The sequence below is a fragment of the Sorangium sp. So ce204 genome, assembly GCF_051526795.1.
GTDB lineage: Bacteria > Myxococcota_A > Polyangia > Polyangiales > Polyangiaceae > Sorangium > Sorangium cellulosum_B.
In genome coordinates this window covers 1,056,530-1,070,495 of the sequence record NZ_CP150317.1, presented here as the reverse complement: position 1 = coordinate 1,070,495, position 13,966 = coordinate 1,056,530, and the positions used below count along the sequence as shown (strand labels likewise).

The following is a 13,966-nucleotide window of genomic DNA, read 5'->3' as shown; positions in this document are numbered from 1 at the left end:
CGCTGAATGCCGGGTTGCAACGGCGCTGGCGCGCGACCATGACATGGGGAGCCCCTGTGGAGACGACCCCCTCGTCCGCCAGCTTCGCCGCGCTCGGCATCGCACCTGCCCTCCTAAGCGTGCTCGCCGAGCTCGGTTACGAGGAGCCCACGCCGATCCAGCGCGAGGCGATCCCGCACCTCCTGACCGGGCGCGACCTGCTGGGGCAGGCCGCCACCGGGACCGGGAAGACGGCCGCGTTCGCGCTGCCGCTGCTCCAGCGCCTCGAGATCGGCGGCGAGCCGCCCCGCCTCCCCCAGGCGCTCGTGCTCGTGCCGACCCGCGAGCTGGCGATGCAGGTGGCCGAGGCGATGCACCGCTACGGCCGCCGGCTCGGCGTGCAGGTGCTGTCCGTGTACGGCGGCCAGCCCTTCGGGCAGCAGCTGCGCGCGCTCCGCCGCGGGGTCCACGTCATCGTGGCCACGCCGGGCCGGACGCTCGATCACATCGGGCGCGGCACGCTCGCGCTCGACGGCATCCGCACCGTCGTGCTCGACGAGGCCGACGAGATGCTCGACATGGGCTTCGCCGAGGCGCTCGAGGAGATCCTCTCGGCCACGCCGGGCGCGCGGCAGACCGTGCTCTTCTCCGCGACGCTGCCCCCGCGGATCGCCGCGATCGCCGGCCGGCACCTGCGCGAGCCGGTGCGGGTCAAGATCGCGGGCGAGAAGGCGGCCCCGGGCGAGCTCCCCCGCGTCCGCCAGACGGCGTACATCGTGCCGCGGGCGCACAAGTCCGCCGCGCTGACCCGGGTGCTCGACATGGAGGACCCGTCGTCGGCCATCCTCTTCTGCCGCACCCGCAACGAGGTCGACGAGCTGACCGAGGCGCTGCGCGCCCGCGGTTACGAGGCCCAGGCGCTCCACGGCGGGTTCTCGCAGGAGCACCGCGATCGCGTGATGGCCCGCTTCCGCGCCGGCACGGCCGAGCTGCTCGTCGCCACCGACGTCGCGGCGCGGGGGCTCGACATCGAGCATGTCTCGCACGTCATCAACTACGACGTCCCCTGCGCCCCCGAGGTGTACGTCCACCGCATCGGCCGCACGGGGCGCGCCGGCCGCGAGGGCGCGGCGATCACGCTGGTCGAGCCGCGCGAGCACTACCTGATCCGCAACGTCGAGCGGCTCACCGGGCAGCGCATCGAGGCCGCCACCCTCCCGACCGTGGCCGACCTGCGCGCGCGGCGCCTGGAGCTGACGCGCGCCTCGCTGCGGGAGGCGCTCATCGAGGGCGGCGCCGAGCGGTTCCGGGTCGTTGTCGAGGGGCTCGCCGACGAGTTCGACGTGATGGACATCGCGGCGGCGGCGGTGAAGCTCGCCCACGACGCGACGGAGGGGGACCGGGAGGAGGACGAGGCGGAGATCCCGTCGTTCCGGCCGCCTCCGCGCGGGCCGGAGCGCGCCCGCGACGATCGGGCGCCGCGCGGCCCCGCGGGCCCGCGCGGGCGCCCGGGCGAGGCGCAGGCGCGGCCGCGGCGGGAGACGCGAGAGGGGCGGGAGACCGACGGCAACGTCGCCCGGCTGTACGTCAGCGCGGGGCGCGCCGCGGGCATCCGCCCGGCCGATCTGGTCGGCGCCATCGCGAACGAGGCGTCGCTGAGCTCCCGCGACATCGGCGCCATCGAGATCGCCGACGGCTTCTCCACGGTGGAGGTCCCGGCCGACGCGGCCGACGCCGTCATCGAGGCGCTGCGCGCCACGCGGCTGAAGGGCCGCAAGGTCCAGGTCCGCCGGGACGACGCCGGGTCCCGCGAGCCGCGAGGCGGGGCGGCCGAGGCCCGCGGCAGCGTGCCTGCGGCACGCGGCGGCGTGGCTGAGGCTCGCGGCGAGGCGGCCGAGGCCGCGCCGCGCGCCGGCTCAGCCGAGACCCGGAACGGCGCGGCGGGCATGGCGCCCCCGCGGCGTCGCCCACGGGCCTGAGCTCCACGGAGATGGGGATTGGCGCGCCGCGCCGCCCGAGGCGCCAGGCTCAGTCGGCGGTGGTCTTCCGCCGCTGGAACTGGGCGAACAGCCCGGCGCGGACGTCGTCGTGCAGCGGCTCGCCCGGGAGCCCCTGGAGCGCGTCGATCGTCAGATCCATCTGCTTCAGGTAGGTGCGGCACCTGTCGCACCACGCGAGGTGCCGCGCGCAGCCCTCCTCCTGCTCGGAGGACAGCTTTCCCTCGCTCCTGTCCGTGATCATCTCGGTCAGCTGACAGCACGTGACGATCATGCGCGCTCACCCCTCGTCATGTAGCGCTCGAGCGCGGCCCTGAGCTTCGATCGGCCACGGTGCAAGAGGACCCGCTGGTTCGCCTCGCTGATACCCAGGATCTCGCAGACCTCGTCGGACGGACACCCCTCCACGTCGCGCAAGAGGACCACCGCGCGCTGTCCAGGCGCCAGCGTCTCGAGCTCTCGCTGCAGCACGGCGCCTGTCTCCTTGCGCAGCAAGAGCACCTCCGGGCTCTGCTCCGTCCACGGAACAGGCGGAGTCGCCCAGTCACCGGTGCTGTCGAATCGGGCCGGATCGACCGCCGGCTCGCCGCCGTGATCCCCGTCCTCCAGCCAGGAGACGGGGACCATGCGCTTCTCTCGAGTGCCCCACGTCCTGGCGCGGTTCGTCAGGATCCTGAACACCCATGTCTTCAGCGCGGAGCGCCCCTCGAAGCGCACGAGCCCATCGAAGACCGCCGCCCAGGTCTCCTGGACGACCTCCTGCGCGCCCGCGGGGCCGGCGACCGCACGGGCGAGCCGGAGCATGGGTGTGTGGAGCTGAGTCACGAGCTGCTCGAAGGCCTGCTCGTCCCCCGCGAGCAGCCGGCGGACGAGCGCGATGTCGTCCGCCGGCGCCGCGCAGGCGGGCGCAGCCGCGCTGTCCGGCGCGGCGGGCGCCGCGGGCGCGAGGAGCGGGCCTACCTCGGCCGATGCGCGCTGCGCCGTTGCGGCCTGTTCGCCGTCGGCGGCGGCCGAGGGGTCATGGGACACGCGGAGCACGGTATCACGCCGCCGAGCCCCGCATCAATCGACGTGGATCCGGGGCGGCTCGCCTCGCGGACGACGACGGCCGCCGCCCCGGTCAGAGCGATCTCAGCGCGTCCGCGACCTCCTTCGGCTTCGTCAGGAAGGGGGCGTGGCCCGCGTCGATCGAGATGACCCGCTCGCAGGGCAAGGCGGTGTATTGCTGCTTCTGCTCTGCAGGGCTGATGGCGAGATCCTCGAGCGCCTCGATGTAGACCCGGGGGACCCTCCCCCACCGCTCCGCCGTCACATGGATCGGCTCGTCGAACGGCTTCGCGGGCTCCTCGCGCAGGTGGCTCTCGAGCCGCGCGACGTCCTCCGGAGAGCAATCCTGGCAGAAGGCGTTCGCGGCCCACCCCTCCTTGAAGGTCAGCGTCGTGCCGTCCTCCGAAGGGGCCGCGTACGCCTTGATCGCGGCCCCTTCGTCGTCGGCCCACTCCTGGCTCAGCGACTGGCCGTCTTTGAGCAGGAAGGCGGTCAGGTAGACGAGCGTCTTCACCTTGTCGGGCCGCTGCTCGGCGGCCTGGCTCACCACGGTGCCGCCCATGCTGTGGCCGACGAGGATCACGGGGCGCGAGGCGCTGTCGATGGCCTCCACCACGGCGTCGGTATAGGCCTCCAGGCCGGCGTCCGCGAGGGGCGTCTGGTCCTCGCCGTGAGCGGGGAGATCGAGGGCGATCACCTCGTTGCCGCCCGCCTCGAGGAGCGGCACCACCTTGTCCCATGCCCATGCGCCCACGAAGGCGCCGTGGACGAGGACATACGTGTTCTTGTCCGAGCCCTGGGCCCCGCCCCCCGTGCCCCCGTCCGTGTCGCTGCCGCCGCAGCCGGGCAGCGCGGACGACATGAGCGCAGCGGCCGAGATCATGGTGGCAGACCGCAGGACCTTGCGAAGCAGACCGTTCATGGATGTCTCCTCATCGTCGCGAGGCTCTCCTCGAGCGCGACGTCATCGGTATTTCGACGTGCGATGGATGCGCGCGCCCCTGCGCCCGGACGTGTCCCCGGCGCCGCGACGGCTATCCCGCTACCTGCACAGTCTCGGAGGGGGCCCGAACGTTACAGCCTGTTCAAGAAATCTTCCGGAGGGGGCCGGGGCCGCGTCCCGCCGGCGGGACGGCGCCGGGCGCGGAGGCGCGGTGACAACCGGCGCGCCCGGCGGACCTGGTGGCGATGGGCGTTCTGGGCTAGACGCGTCGCCATGCCACCGGAGAGCGCCCTGCCTGGCGGAGACGATCTCGTCGCGCGCGACCGCCGCTGCGTGATGCACCCCTACGCGGCGCCCATCTCGAGCGCGCCGCTCTTCGCGGTCGAGCGCGCGGAGGGCGTTCGCCTCACCCTGACCGACGGCCGCGAGCTCATCGACGGCATGGCGTCCTGGTGGGCCGCCATCCACGGCTACGCGCACCCGGCGCTGACGGCGGCGATCAGCGCCCAGCTCGGGCGGATGAGCCACGTGATGTTCGGGGGGCTCACCCACGCGCCCGCGGTCGAGCTGTGCGAGACGCTGGTGGCGCTCACGCCCGAGCCGCTTACGCGCGTCTTCCTCGCCGACTCCGGATCCGTGTCGGTCGAGGTGGCCATCAAGCTCGCTCTCCAGTTCTTCATCGCGCAGGGGCAGCCCGAGAAGCGCCGCCTGATCAGCGCGCTCGCCGGCTACCACGGCGACACGTTCGGCGCGATGGCGGCCACCGATCCCGTCAATGGCATGCACCACCTCTTCCGCGGCGCGCTCGCGCAGCACCTGTTCGCGGAGGCGCCCGGGCCGGCGTTCGACGCGCCCTGGTCGCCGGACGCCCTGAGCAGCATGGCCGCGCTGCTCGAGCGGCACGCGCACGAGGTCGCCGCCGTGATCCTCGAGCCGATCGCGCAGAACGCCGGCGGGATGCGCTTTTACCACCCGCAGTACCTGCGCGAGCTGCGCGCGCTCTGCGACCGCCACGGCGTGCTGCTCATCTTCGACGAGATTGCGACCAACTTCGGCCGCACTGGGGAGCTGTTCGGCTGCAACCACGCGGGCGTCGCGCCGGACATCATGTGCCTCGGCAAGGCCCTCACCGGCGGCATGATGACCCTGGCCGCCACGCTCTGCACGGAGCGCGTGGCCGCGACGATCGCGGGCAACGAGCCGCGCGTGTTCATGCACGGCCCGACGTACATGGGCAATCCGCTCGCCTGCAGCGCCGCGCTGGCCAGCGTCCGGCTCCTGCTCGCCTCGCCGTGGCGCGCGCGCGTCTCGGCCATCGAGGCGCAGCTCCGCCGCGAGCTCGCCCCTTGCCGCGCGCTCGACGCGGTGGCCGACGTGCGCGTGCTCGGCGCCATCGGCGTTGTCGAGCTCAAGCAGCCCGTCGACACGGCGCGCGTGCAGCCGGCGTTCGTGGAGCGCGGCGTCTGGTTACGGCCTTTCGGGAAGCTGGTCTATACCATGCCGCCTTACATCATCGAGCCAACCGACCTGTCGCGCATCAGCGAGGCGATCGTGGGTGTGGTGTCGGGGATCTGAGCCGCGGGACGGCGCGCCTCGGGTGAAGGGCGCCCTTGAAGCGAACCTGGACGCCCGCCTGGACCCCCCGCCGTGCTAGCGTGCGCGCGCAAGCCATCCCACGGGAGATACGAACATGACCAAGGGCGCATGTCTTTGCGGAACGGTCCGCTTCGAGATCGACGGTCCGTTCCAGACCATGCTGAACTGTCACTGCTCGATGTGCCGCAAGTTCAACGGCACGGCGTTCACCACGGCCGTCGTCGCGCCGCTGGCCGGCTTTCGCTGGCTCGCCGGCGAGGACGCCATCCGCCCGTCCTGCGCGAGCGACCGTCGCTCCTTCTGCGGCACCTGCGGCTCGGCCACGCCGATGCTCCTCCCCGAGAGGCAGCTCGCCGTGCTCCATGCCGGCAACCTGGAGGGCGATCTCGGGATCGAGCCGAAGTTCCACCAGTTCGTCGGCTCGAAGGCGCCCTGGTACACGATCACGGATTCCCTGCCGCAATTCGAGGAATGGCCGCCCCAGATACAAGCGCCGGTCGTCTCGCGCCCCGTGGCCCCGCCGAAAGAGGGCGTCACCCAGGGGAGCTGCCTGTGCGGCAGCGTGGCCTTCGAGTTCGACGGCACGCCCCTCCGCATGGTGAGCTGCCACTGCAAGCGCTGTCGCCTCGGGCGCAGCGCCGCGCACGCGACCAACGTCTTCGTCGCCCTGGACAGCTTCCGCTGGATCCACGGTGACGCGCAGATCGCGAGTTACAAGGTGCCCGACGCGCGGTTCTTCACCGTCGCGTTCTGCAAGCGCTGCGGCGGCGCGGCCCCGCGCCAGTCACCCGAGCGCGGCTTCGCCGTGGTGCCCGCGGGTACGCTCGACACCGATCCCGGCATCCGCCCCGCAGCCCACATCTTCGTCGACTCCAAGGCGAGCTGGTTCCCGATCACGGACGACCTGCCGCGGTTCGCCGAGTACCCGCCCCTGTCCTGACGCTGCGATCAGGCGATCTGCCACGGCACCGTCACCGTACCGGCTGTCATGGACCGGCCCTGCGCTCAGGGTGCGGTCACGAGGAGAGCAGCGCAAAGCGCTGTACCCAGCGCTGAGAGGGACACCCTCACCGAGGGAAGACACGAGATTTCGCAGCCGCGCGAGCCGCTGCGCCGATCCAGGGGATCACCCGCCTGCCAGGCCCCACACCTCCGCGAGCGCGAGGATGCGGGCATGCTCCGGCACCGCCTCGAGGAAACTGCGGCGCAGGTCGAGAGACTCGATCGCGTCCGCCTCGGCATGCAGCTGATCGCAGGCAGCGACGAGCGCTGCCCGGGCCGCGCCGACGTCACCGCAGGCGTGGAGCGTCTCGGCCCAGGCGAGGCGCACGAGCGCTTCGTCTTCATCGAGACCTCCGAGGCGCTCGACAAGCTCGATCGCCTCGCGTGCCGCGGCAAGCGCCTCCACGGCGCGCCCGGCTCGGAGCAGGGTTTGGGCGAGCGTGGCGTGCGCGATGGCCTGCAGCGCGGGGTACGCCTGGGTCTCGCCGATCGCAGTGGTCGCCTGCGCGCACGCCTGTACAAGCTCGCCTAGCGCGAGCAGAGCTTGCGCGAGCAGCACCCTGGCCTGGGCCATCTGCCTGCCATTGGCGAACGCTCGCGCCTCCTCGATGACCCCGGCCGCCAGCGTCATGACATCGGCTTTCTGGCCCCGTGCCATGCCGATGTGCCCCAGATAGATGCTGGCCGCATTCACCGCATAGGGCAGGTCGAGCTGAACCGCAACCCGCTTTGCCTCATGGAGCGTCGATTCTGCCAGCCCGTAAGCGCCGAGTCGCCTTTGCGTCACGCCCAAGTTCACGCACATCAGGCACGCGTCCCGCAGCGCGCCGCCGCGCTCGTAGGCATGAAAAGCAGCCTGAGTGAGGTGCAGCGACAACTCGAGTCGACGGGGCTTGAAGCACGCTGCAATGCTCCTCGTGGCGTGGAGATGCCCCGCTAGACCGGGCTCCAGATGCTCCGGCTGCACTCCGCCCATGACGCCCTCGAGCGCGTCGGCGGCGGCGTGGCGCCCGAGCTCTCGCAGCCATGTGGTGGCGCTGTACCAGGCGAGGAGGAATTCCCGGTCGAGCGCCGCGCCCTCCCGGTCGAGCGGCAGCGACGACGCCACCGCCTCGAGCTGCTCCGCCTTCCCGAGCGCCCCGCTCGCCCAGGCGAGCATCGCCAGCGCGGCATACGCCACCCTGCTCCCCGCGGGCGTCAGGCCAACCGCCGCCTTCGCCGCACGCTCCGCGTCCACGAACGCGCCCCGCCAGTTGTGCGCGGTCGCCGCGAGCGCGTGCAACCGTCCAGCGGCATCGTCCCCCGGCGCGCAGGCCAGCGCTCGGTCCACCCGAGCGAGCGCGCCTTCGAGGTCGCTCGCCTCCATCGCCTGCTCCGCCGCCCGCTCGTAGCACCGCGCCGCCGCCTCGATCGCCTCGCCGTGCTCATGGTGCTCAGCCAGCACCAGCGCGTCGCGCTCGCCGGCCTCCTCCAGCCACACGCCGGCGAGCCGGTGGCCGAGCCGCCGATCCACCTCGGTCAGCATGCTGTAGGCCGCCTCGCGCACGAGCCCGTGCCGGAAGGCGAACTCCGCCTCTCCGGCGAACCGTGGCTCGGGCTGCCGCACGATCCACTCGCGCCGCTCCAGATCCGCGAGGCGTGCGTCGAGCGCCGCGCTTCCCTCCTGCCGGAGCCCCAGGAGGCGCCCCGCCGCGCCGCGCCAGAACACCTCGCCGAGCACGCTCCCGGCGCGCAGCAGCCGCCGCGCCTCGGCGTCGAGGTCCTGGAGCCTCGCCTGCACCATCGCCAGCACCGTCTCCGGCGCCTCGCGCGCGTCCCGCCCCTCGGCCGCGGCGCGCACGAGCTCCTCCACGAAGAACGGGTTGCCCGCGGCGCGCCGCACGATCTCCGCCGCGTGCTCCGCGTCGGAGCGATCGCCCAGGGCCGCCTGCACCATCCGCTCGCAGGCCCGGCGGGGCAGCTCGCCGAGCCCGAGCTCCATCGTGCCCCGCCCGGCCCAGAGCGCAGGGAAGGTCGCCCGCACCTCCGGCCGCGCCAGGGCGAGCACCATGAGCGGCTGTTCCTCCAGGAGGCGCAGCGCCGCGCCCACGCACTCGACGGTCGGGAGGTCGCCCCAGTGCAGATCCTCCAGCACGAGCAGCACCGGGCGCTCGCGGCACTCGGCGCGGACGAAATCGACCCACGCCCGCCGGAGCTGGTCGCCCATGAGCAACGGATCGCGCCGGGCCGCGCGCAGCTGCACGCGCCCTTCGCCCGGGAACGGGGCGCCGACCATTTCTCCCAGGAACTCGGTCACCCGCTCCCGGAGCGCCGGGTCCACGTGCCGGGCCACGCGGGCCGCGAGCTGCTCCCGGCGGCGCTCGAGGGGCTCGCCGTCGACCAGGTGAACGGCGCGGCGCACCACCTGCCCGAGGAGATCGAGGGGCGCCCCCGCCCGCGCGGGATCCGCCTGCGCGATCCAGATCTCGGGCGGCTCGGCCCGCGCCCTGAGCCGCCGCACGAGCTCCAGGCGCAGGCGTGACTTGCCCATGCCCGCCGCCGCGATCACGAGCCCCGCGCGCGCGCAGGGCTCGCCTGAACACTCGTCGAACAGGTCTTCCAGGGCGCGCAGCTCCCGGTCGCGCCCCACGAACGGGGTGGGCCTGCCGAGCAGCGTGCGCGCCTCATCGAACGGATCACGCTCGCCGACGACCGCCTGGGCCCGGGGCCCATTCGCGATCTCGAAGCCCGGCCCGAGGAGGCTGGCCGTGATCGCGTCGACGAGCACCGGGGCCTGCGCTTCCGATGCGCCGTCGCCCGGCGGCCTGGCGTCGCCGCCTACGAGCAGCGCGGAGGCGCGGTCGATGACCGGGCCGATGGGTTGCCCGCCACCGAGCGCGTCCCACCCGGTCGCGACCGCCAGCCGGGCGCCGGGCAGGAGCTTCCGCAGCGCGAGGCCGCAGCGAACGGCGCGCGCGGCCAGGTCGATCGGCGTCGCCGCGCCCGTGAGGACCGCGGCGACCCCGCCGTCCTGCAGCGGCTCGAGGCGGCCGCCGTGCTCGGCCGCCGCGCGGCGCAGGTCCACCAGGGACGACCCCGTCCTTGGCGGCGCCGTGATCTTCGCTCGCGCATCGATCGTGGAGGCCTCCACGCACGGCGCCGTGGCGGCATCCGCATGCGGCGCCGTGCCGGCCTCGCCGCGCGGCCCCGTGGAGGAGGCCTCGCTGCCCACCCGCATGGCCTCCTTGGCCCACAGCGCGACGTGCGTGGCCGGGAGGAAAGGCACGCCCACCCTGGCCAGGATCACGCTGACGAGCCCCCGCTCGCGGCGCGTCAGCGCCGGCGCAAACAGCTCCGCGGCCGCATGCTTTGCCGAGCGCGCAGCGAGCAGGCTGGCCGCCGCGGCCGCGTCCTCGGGCCGGCCTTCGCGGTCCTTCGCCATGAGCCGCGCCGTGAGCAGGTCGACGGCCTCGGGCACCTCGCCCCGCAGCGCGCTCGGCCTGAGCGCGTCCTCGAAGAGCACCTTCACGAACACCGCGAACACGTGCTCGCCCAAGTAAGGCGGCTGGCCGGTGAGGCACTCGAACAGGATGCACCCGAGCGCGTACACGTCCGCGCGTGCGTCGATGTCCAGCTCGCCGCGGATCTGCTCCGGCGCCATGTAGGCGGGCGTTCCAATGGGCACGCCGGGCTCGGTCAGCCCGCCGGTCGCTGCGGCGTCGCGCGCAATCCCGAAATCGAGGAGCTTGACCCGATCGAGCCGACCGCCCTGCAGGAACAGGTTCGCCGGCTTGAGATCGCGGTGGATCACGCCGCGGCCGTGCACGAGCGACAGCGCCTCGGCCACGCGGTGGACCAGGGCGAGCCCCTCCTCGACGCCGAGCGGCCCGCGGGCGAGCCGCGACGCGAGGTCCTCGCCCTCGAGCCACTCCATGGCGAGGTAGTGCTGTCCCTGGTCAGAGACGCCGTGGGCGACGAGGCGCGCGATCGCCGGATGCCGGAGCTCAGCCAGGAGCCGCGCCTCCCGCTGGAACCGCGCGACGAGCTGCGCGTCCGAGCCTCTCAAGAGCTTGAGCGCGACCGGCTCACCATCCTGCCGATCGCGCGCGCGATAGACGTCGCCCATGCCTCCGATGCCGGCGACGCGCTCGAGCTCGAACCGACCGGCAAGGATCCTCGGCGACTCCCCCCTGTGCATCCCCTGATGATACCGCCCCAGTCGTCCGGTACGCGTGATGAGAATCGGAGGCGCCCGGCGATTACGACACGGCACATTCCTGGAAGGACAGAATGCGCTCGTCGCACGGGCATGCCGTCGCCGGCGAGCGCACGCTCGGGGGTCTCGCCAGCGGCGGACTCGAGCCCGAAGGAGCGGACCTTGACGACCTCGAGCTCGCCGATGTGCACCTCGAGGGCGCTTCCGCCGGAGGTCTGGACCAGGGGAGTGAGCCGTGATCCCGATGGCTCAGAGTCTGACCACCTGGCGATGATCTCCACAGGATCTTCCTCGTCAGGAACGTGGAAGCGCACCTTGAAGATCGCTGCCTCGTCATCCTGCATGAACAGTACGGTCTCGCCCGGGGGAAGCCAGAATTTCTCGTGCATCTTGTCGCCGACGCCATCGATATCTTTCGTCGACACCTTGCTCTTCTCATCGAGCTCAGGGCTCGTGAAGAAGCCGGGGTTTCCATAAGTGTAGTCTCGGGGAACGGTCGGGCTCTGATCGGAGGGCCGGAGGTCGCTCTCGGCCACGAAGTACAGATGGGGAGTGGTGCCTGGAGCGCTGCGACTATAGAAGAAATCGAGCGCGGCGCTCCTCTCCCTGTGCCGGCCCACGACGTTCTCCGCGATCTCCCCGGCCCGGCTCTGCAAGGCCCGGCGAAATCCGGTCGTGACATCCTCGGCGGTGATACCGAGATCAACACCGTGGAGTGCGTAGACGGGCTGGGCGCCGCCCTCCGTGATCTCGGGGTTGCCATCTGCTGTCGGATCGTGGACAGCGACCTGTGCCACCTCGGTGATCAGCTCCCAGAGGAACTGAGCGTTCGGTACCCGAGGCGGCGGATCGGGCGGGAAGGAGAGGTCAAAGTTGAATACCGTCCAACCGCGAGGATCATCGCCTTGCCCGATGTTCACGCCCATCACGCATCCATCGCTCAATCGCCAGTAACACGACGTGAACTCGCGATCGCGATAGGCAAGGTAGGCCGCCTTCGCCACGATGGGCTCGAGCAGAAACGGGGAAACCTTCCAGATCGTTCCATCCCCTACCGGCGCATCGGGGGAATTGCCCTGGCAAGCCGGCGTCTCGGTGCAAGACGGCACGCTGCTGGACAGCTCGCGCAGGGCGAGCCGGAGGTCGATTGTCGGGAACGCTGCGACACCAGCGATCTGAAGCTTCTCAGCGTCGCTGAAATCGAACCGGAGCGGCGCATCGCCCTCCTGGATGAACATAGCGCCACCGCCCTTCGACAGATCGACCCCCATGACCCGTCGGAGTCCGGACTCGGCGACCATGCGCATCTTGAAATCGGACTGGAGCAGATCGTTCGTCGCCGTGAACGTGCCATCGTCCCTGACAAGCACGCCCGGGTGATCACCAGAGGGGCCCAGCTTCTCGGAGAGCCGCGTGAGATTGTCCAGTGCTTCGTGAAGGGTGATGGGCAACTTCTGACCATCCATGTCAACAATGGCCGGATGCGTGCCAAGCAACTGCTGCTGGAGCGCCCGAATGAGCTCATCCGTCGGCAAGAGCGGATCGGTCCGCGAGGTGCCAAGAGCATCGGCGAGAATACTGGCAAAATCGTACGAGAAAGCCTCTCGGTTGCTGTCGAAAAATTGCTTAAACTCATCGAGCGACGTCCCGGTGACGCCGGCGTTGGCGGGCGTCATGGTGAGCACGCGGAGGACCGCGAACTCCGGCGATGTCCGCCATTCCGCCCCGAAGCTCTCGCCCAGCGGCGTCAGCGAGCAATCGTAGCCGGGGTCCACGGCGTCATTCTGCCATGAGCTACCGCACGCGTTCTGGATCTGCTCGAGCGCGCTCCGGAGCAGCCACTCGGTATCGAGCTCAAGGAGCGTAAGCTGCGCTGCACCGTCCTCGCCCACCAGATCGAGTGTCTCCTCTTTGTCCAGCGTGAGCTCCGTGGCGGACACCGGCTCATCGTCGATGCGTATGCTGAAAAACCGAGGTTCTCCGAGCGTGGTGTCGCCGCCCTGGCCGCCTGAGCCGGATCCCCCCGCATCATCGCTAACACCGCCAGCACCGCCAGCACCGCCAGCACCGATTCTATAGCTGTCCCAGTCAGCCCCGAGGATCTGGGCGCACCCCGCCATTAACGTGATAGCCATGCCCAGTCCCATCACGCGATTCCTCAGGTACACCTCTACCATGAACCTCAACATCCTTACATTGGAGCACCATGTCAAGGGCTATCGGCAGCGCGCTCCAGCGAGGGACGACTATCCCAGCTTTGCAGCGCAGCGCGGCTTTGGGCAGCGTAGCTCGATTTGACCGAGCACGGCGCAACCTGGTGAAGACCGGCGGGAGCGCACCACCGAAAGGGGCAACTCCTCGAAATGCTTCACACCAACGAGGGCTGAGTGGGCGGCGGCAGCCGCGGAACTCGCGCGCGGCTCATCCGCCAGCCGGCGCTCGGGCCCGCGTGGCCTCGCGGCCATCCGGGCCCGGCTGGATGTCCGAGGCGAGCCCCACCGCCGCGAGCGCGCGGAGGAACAGGAACGCGACGTCGTGCTGCCCCAGTGCAATCCCCTGCCGAGCGGCGCGGGAAGGCGTCGTGGTTGTTGAGCCACCCTTCGCCAAACGTCACGACCGCCACCCCGCCCACGTTGCGGCGCCCGTGCGCGTTCCGCACGCGCTGCGGGAGCGTGGCGCCGCCCGAGCGCGGCTTTGCCGTGGTGCCCGCCGGCACGCTCGACACCAATCCCGGCGCCCGCCCACGGCGCGGTCGCTCAGGACCCCGGGCGCCGCCCGGCCCGGAGCGCGTCTCGCCGAGCGAGCAGCCACGCGTGCGCCTCGCCCTCCGTGTCGAAGAACTGCTGCGGGTAGGGCTGTCCTGTGAGCATTTGCACGCCCTTCGCGAGGAGCGCCACGATCACGCGCATGGAAAAGCTCGCTCCGATCATCGCGACCGCATCGACGCGCGTGCTCCGCACCTCTTCCGTGACTGCCTTACGCGCCGAAGCGGAGATAGGGCCCATGTGACGCGCGTCGGCGAGCACCAGGACGTCGCGGCCGCTCTCCGCCACGCGCCGGAGCGCGCCGAGGACAGCGCGCACTCGGTCTTCTGTGACCTCGCCGCGGATCGCCACCCGCACGATGCCGTCGGGGTCGTCACGAACATCGGGGCTCGCGTCCTTGGGGCCGAGATCGCTCATGCCAACCATACTAGCGCCTCGGCCG

At 71.6% G+C, this 13,966-nt stretch carries 9 protein-coding genes; 3 read left to right on the top strand and 6 right to left on the bottom strand.

The features are described from left to right. The first annotated feature begins 38 nt into the window (after window positions 1-38). Window positions 39-1,958 (top strand): DEAD/DEAH box helicase, encoded by a 1,920-nt coding sequence (locus WMF22_RS03940; RefSeq protein ID WP_438034883.1) that lies wholly within the window; start codon window positions 39-41, stop codon window positions 1,956-1,958. Between the two features lie 49 nt (window positions 1,959-2,007). Here the strand turns inward: WMF22_RS03940 and WMF22_RS03935 are convergent, their stop codons facing one another. The 3 genes from WMF22_RS03935 to WMF22_RS03925 all read right to left on the bottom strand — a co-directional run bounded on the left by WMF22_RS03935 (window position 2,008) and on the right by WMF22_RS03925 (window position 3,945). Next, window positions 2,008-2,250, bottom strand: a complete 243-nt coding sequence (locus WMF22_RS03935; RefSeq protein ID WP_437297781.1) for an anti-sigma factor family protein — start codon at window positions 2,248-2,250, stop codon at window positions 2,008-2,010. Then, window positions 2,247-3,014 (bottom strand): RNA polymerase sigma factor, encoded by a 768-nt coding sequence (locus WMF22_RS03930; protein WP_438034882.1) that lies wholly within the window; start codon window positions 3,012-3,014, stop codon window positions 2,247-2,249. The genes WMF22_RS03935 and WMF22_RS03930 overlap by 4 nt, the downstream gene beginning before the upstream one ends. Before the next feature lie 82 nt (window positions 3,015-3,096). Continuing rightward, a complete protein-coding gene (locus tag WMF22_RS03925; RefSeq protein WP_438034881.1) occupies window positions 3,097-3,945 on the bottom strand; it encodes an alpha/beta fold hydrolase in 849 nt (282 codons plus the stop codon). A gap of 294 nt (window positions 3,946-4,239) precedes the next feature. Between WMF22_RS03925 and bioA the strand changes: the two genes are divergently transcribed. Both bioA and WMF22_RS03915 read left to right on the top strand, forming a co-directional pair. Continuing rightward, on the top strand, window positions 4,240-5,541 hold the full coding sequence (gene bioA / locus WMF22_RS03920; protein WP_438034880.1) for an adenosylmethionine--8-amino-7-oxononanoate transaminase: 1,302 nt from the start codon (window positions 4,240-4,242) through the stop codon (window positions 5,539-5,541). A gap of 115 nt (window positions 5,542-5,656) precedes the next feature. Continuing rightward, the gene (locus WMF22_RS03915) at window positions 5,657-6,502 is read left to right on the top strand and encodes a GFA family protein (RefSeq protein WP_438034879.1); all 846 of its coding nucleotides are present in this window, start codon (window positions 5,657-5,659) and stop codon (window positions 6,500-6,502) included. Between the two features lie 186 nt (window positions 6,503-6,688). On the opposite strand, the gene WMF22_RS03910 is transcribed toward WMF22_RS03915, so the two are convergent. The 3 genes from WMF22_RS03910 to WMF22_RS03900 form a co-directional block, all read right to left on the bottom strand. After that, the gene (locus tag WMF22_RS03910) at window positions 6,689-10,669 is read right to left on the bottom strand and encodes a serine/threonine-protein kinase (RefSeq protein WP_438037234.1); all 3,981 of its coding nucleotides are present in this window, start codon (window positions 10,667-10,669) and stop codon (window positions 6,689-6,691) included. Beyond that, the gene (locus WMF22_RS03905; RefSeq protein ID WP_438034878.1) at window positions 10,606-12,936 is read right to left on the bottom strand and encodes a hypothetical protein; all 2,331 of its coding nucleotides are present in this window, start codon (window positions 12,934-12,936) and stop codon (window positions 10,606-10,608) included. The genes WMF22_RS03910 and WMF22_RS03905 overlap by 64 nt, the downstream gene beginning before the upstream one ends. Window positions 12,937-13,515: 579 nt before the next feature. After that, window positions 13,516-13,941, bottom strand: a complete 426-nt coding sequence (locus WMF22_RS03900) for an STAS/SEC14 domain-containing protein (protein WP_437297772.1) — start codon at window positions 13,939-13,941, stop codon at window positions 13,516-13,518. Window positions 13,942-13,966: the final 25 nt, after the last annotated feature.

What these genes read in the sequence shown, in the direction of transcription:
- WMF22_RS03905 (WP_438034878.1), bottom strand. Translation starts at nt 12,936, where the DNA reads ATGGTAGAGGTGTACCTGAGGAATCGCGTGATGGGACTGGGCATGGCT.
- WMF22_RS03935 (WP_437297781.1), bottom strand. Translation starts at nt 2,250, where the DNA reads ATGATCGTCACGTGCTGTCAGCTGACCGAGATGATCACGGACAGGAGC.
- WMF22_RS03940 (WP_438034883.1), top strand. Translation starts at nt 39, where the DNA reads ATGACATGGGGAGCCCCTGTGGAGACGACCCCCTCGTCCGCCAGCTTC.
- WMF22_RS03900 (WP_437297772.1), bottom strand. Translation starts at nt 13,941, where the DNA reads ATGAGCGATCTCGGCCCCAAGGACGCGAGCCCCGATGTTCGTGACGAC.
- WMF22_RS03910 (WP_438037234.1), bottom strand. Translation starts at nt 10,669, where the DNA reads ATGGGCGACGTCTATCGCGCGCGCGATCGGCAGGATGGTGAGCCGGTC.
- WMF22_RS03925 (WP_438034881.1), bottom strand. Translation starts at nt 3,945, where the DNA reads ATGAACGGTCTGCTTCGCAAGGTCCTGCGGTCTGCCACCATGATCTCG.
- WMF22_RS03915 (WP_438034879.1), top strand. Translation starts at nt 5,657, where the DNA reads ATGACCAAGGGCGCATGTCTTTGCGGAACGGTCCGCTTCGAGATCGAC.
- bioA (WP_438034880.1), top strand. Translation starts at nt 4,240, where the DNA reads ATGCCACCGGAGAGCGCCCTGCCTGGCGGAGACGATCTCGTCGCGCGC.